At 35.7% G+C, this 3,038-nt stretch carries 4 protein-coding genes; 3 read left to right on the top strand and 1 reads right to left on the bottom strand.

Annotated features, from left to right (window positions below; all coding sequences use genetic code 11):
* Positions 1-180: 180 nt before the first annotated feature.
* On the bottom strand, positions 181-1,059 hold the full coding sequence (locus tag FTT63_RS15125) for a DMT family transporter (RefSeq protein ID WP_180192461.1): 879 nt from the start codon (positions 1,057-1,059) through the stop codon (positions 181-183).
* Between the two features lie 92 nt (positions 1,060-1,151).
* Here FTT63_RS15125 and FTT63_RS15130 point away from each other — a divergent pair, with 92 nt between their 5' ends.
* From FTT63_RS15130 to FTT63_RS15140, 3 genes are all read left to right on the top strand, one after another.
* Positions 1,152-1,697, top strand: coding sequence for a helix-turn-helix domain-containing protein (locus FTT63_RS15130; RefSeq protein ID WP_005176794.1), 546 nt, complete (start codon positions 1,152-1,154; stop codon positions 1,695-1,697).
* Between the two features lie 538 nt (positions 1,698-2,235).
* Positions 2,236-2,592 carry a type II toxin-antitoxin system RelE/ParE family toxin gene (locus tag FTT63_RS15135; protein ID WP_004668307.1) on the top strand — a complete coding sequence of 119 codons (357 nt, stop codon included), beginning with the start codon at positions 2,236-2,238 and terminating at the stop codon, positions 2,590-2,592.
* Positions 2,585-2,887, top strand: a complete 303-nt coding sequence (locus FTT63_RS15140; RefSeq protein ID WP_001140620.1) for a helix-turn-helix domain-containing protein — start codon at positions 2,585-2,587, stop codon at positions 2,885-2,887. Before FTT63_RS15135 ends, FTT63_RS15140 begins: the two co-directional genes overlap by 8 nt.
* Positions 2,888-3,038 lie beyond the last annotated feature (151 nt).

Here is a 3,038-nt window from a genome sequence, read left to right on the forward strand (position 1 = left end):
AAGTTCTTTATCCGACATAGACACCAACATATCAAACCGTCCGCTAAGAAAATTGCAAAAGTGCATATTCTAAAAGCGGACATTTTTACTTTGGAGAAACCGGACATTTCTACTTTGGGCTTACATTGGGAATTCGTATAACGTGTATTATGTTAATTTTAGAGAAACTCAATAATAAAACTATTTCTTTTTAGTTTTTATCTCACTAATTAATATTCCTAAAATGACACAAAGCCCACCAATAAGAGCTAAAAAGGGTAAACGCTCTCCTGCCAGCCTTCCGAATATTGCTGCCCAAACAGGCTCACCTGAATAGATAATAGCGGCCCTAGAAGGATCTACAGTACGTTGTGCCCAATTCATAGCAAATTGAATGAGTGTGCTGGCAAATCCCAGACTTAATGTAACTACTACGAGTTGCCATGAAATATTAGGAATTTCCGTTTCTCCTGCGAAAGGCATGATAAAAAAACAGAAAATAGACGCTACTACTAATTGGATGATAGTGACATTCTTTAAATCGACTCTACCTGCAAACTTACTGATCAAAATGATTTCAAGAGCTATCCCCAGTGCACTCAAGAGAGTAAAAATTTGCCCTAAATTAAAGTTAACGCCCCTAAAATCATTCCCTGTTAGAAGTATCAAACCAATAAAGGAAAAAAATATTCCAATCCAAATAAAGATATTTGGAAGTTTTCGATAAAAAATCCAGATTAATATTGGTACAAGAGGAATATATAGTGCTGTTAAAAATGCAGACTCACTACTTGTTATCGTCTTTAAACCTATAGTTTGAAGTCCGTATGAAAGTGCTAGTACGGCACCTATCGAAATACCCGCAATAACATCATCTTTACTTATCTTTTTTAGATACTTAAACGTAAAAATAAGCAAAATCATAGCAGCAACCAGAAATCGGCAACCAACAAAGAAAATAGGAGTCGTGTAATTAAGGACATAGTGAACAGCTAAAAAGGTTCCTCCCCAAATCATAGTTATAAATATAAGTACGATCTCAGGAGGTAATCTTTCTTTTAAGACATGAATTAAGGACATTACAAAATCTAAAGTGAAATATACTGCACTATTATTGCATCCATCTTGTTTATAGTGCAATATATTGCACATTAAATTTGTGAATACTCAGAATGAACACTGTCCTTGAATTTTTAGGAAAAAATATTCGTTTTTTTCGAGAGAAAATAGAACTGACTCAACAAGAGCTTGCTGATCGTTCAGGGGTAAGCAGACGTACAATAATTGCTTTAGAAGCAGATCAAATAAATATTAGTTTGGCTAAATTAGATGCTATAGCAAATGCCCTAAATATTAGTTTTAGTACTTTAGTTAGTCCGCTAGATTCAAAAATTCAACACTCTTGTACAAATATCTTAGCTTGGAAAGGCAATCATACAGAAAGCTATGCAAATTTACTGGGTACAGTGGATAACGGTACACAGACAGAAATGTGGATATGGTCACTAGCAGCTGGCGATTCTTATATAGCTGAACCTGATCCAGAAGGCTGGAAAGAAATGCTCTATATTATCCATGGAGAGTTAACACTTGAAATTGAAGGTCAATTTAAGATTCTAGGCCCTGAAGATTCGTTTATTTTTTCCAGCTCTACTTTGTACTCATATCATAATAAAAGTGATGAACAGGTAAAATTTGTGAGAAATGTTATTCATTAGCAGCTCATTTAACATAATGGTGGTTATACGAATTACATTTGTATATTAATTTAAAAATCAATAACTTAAAAATTTAGTCATGACTAAGAAATCAGCAAAAAGTCGATTTTGAAACAAGTCGGCTTTTTTTTAGGCGGTTTTGATAGTTCTTGCCAATAATTTTGTTTAAAAAGTAGTCGATTTTGCGATTTTTTAAATTTTATCAATGCGTGAATGTTCAAAATTATCCCCATTTCTTGTGGATAAATTTCAGGCACTTTGTACGCTTTAGCTTACTCAAATTCCAGTTCTTTGCGGCTATCAGGATAGCTAGAATATCCCTACGATAGATTCATACAGGAACAGGATGTTCCGGAGCAAAAAACAACAATGATAAGTTCTAACACTAGGATTGTGAGGTAGAGCAGCACCTACCAAAGATCGCACAATAAAAAACCCCGGCAGGATACCGGGGTTTTTTATTGCCTATCCTTTCTCATTTGCAAAACAAACATAATGCCCCTAAAATATAGACTATAATCTATATTTTGGTTGTGGTATGTGGACAGTCATTACGACAGATCTATTTAATCAGTGGCTTGAACAGCAAGATGAACCTACACAAGAGAAGGTCCTAGCTGCCCTGGTTGTTCTACAGCAGCAGGGACCGAGTTTAGGCCGTCCTTTAGTAGATACTGTGTATGAGTCTAAATTTACCAATATGAAAGAACTGCGTGTTCAACATCGCGGTAGACCCTTAAGAGCTTTCTTCGCATTTGATCCCTTACGACAGGCTATTGTTCTATGTATTGCTGATAAAGGCGGTAAAAAGCGTTTTTATAAAGACATGCTGGATATTGCAGATGAACAATACCAACTTCATCTCACTACCCTAGGAGATAAATCTAATGGCTAAGACTCTGCAAGAATTGTTAGCTAGCCGCTCTCCAGAGAGCCAAGCCCGTATTCAAAAAATGGCTGATGAATTACTGCTAGAAAATCAGCTTCATCTTATTCGTGAAGAACTCGAAATTTCTCAAAAAGAGCTTGCTGAAACTTTGGGAATAAAACAGCCATCGCTTTCAGCAATAGAAAATCGTGGCAATGATCTTAAGATTTCAACCATGAAAAAGTATGTTGAGGCAATGGGAGGGAAGCTCCGTATTGATGTAGAGCTTCCAACAGGAAAACATATAGGATTCAACGTTTAACAATAAAAATGGGAGCTATAGGCTCACTGCTGTCCCATAGTTTGCTTTAAATAAAAAACCTGAGTCCTAACAGTTAAAATATGAGTGCAAACAAACACTTTAACGACCAGGATTCAGGTTTTGTCACATCAGAATACCGTATTTCATGAGC

It is taken from the genome of Acinetobacter sp. C15, from assembly GCF_013420645.1.
Taxonomy (GTDB): Bacteria; Pseudomonadota; Gammaproteobacteria; order Pseudomonadales; family Moraxellaceae; genus Acinetobacter; species Acinetobacter indicus.

What these genes read in the sequence shown, in the direction of transcription:
- FTT63_RS15125 (WP_180192461.1), bottom strand. Translation starts at nt 1,059, where the DNA reads ATGTCCTTAATTCATGTCTTAAAAGAAAGATTACCTCCTGAGATCGTA.
- FTT63_RS15130 (WP_005176794.1), top strand. Translation starts at nt 1,152, where the DNA reads ATGAACACTGTCCTTGAATTTTTAGGAAAAAATATTCGTTTTTTTCGA.
- FTT63_RS15135 (WP_004668307.1), top strand. Translation starts at nt 2,236, where the DNA reads ATGTGGACAGTCATTACGACAGATCTATTTAATCAGTGGCTTGAACAG.
- FTT63_RS15140 (WP_001140620.1), top strand. Translation starts at nt 2,585, where the DNA reads ATGGCTAAGACTCTGCAAGAATTGTTAGCTAGCCGCTCTCCAGAGAGC.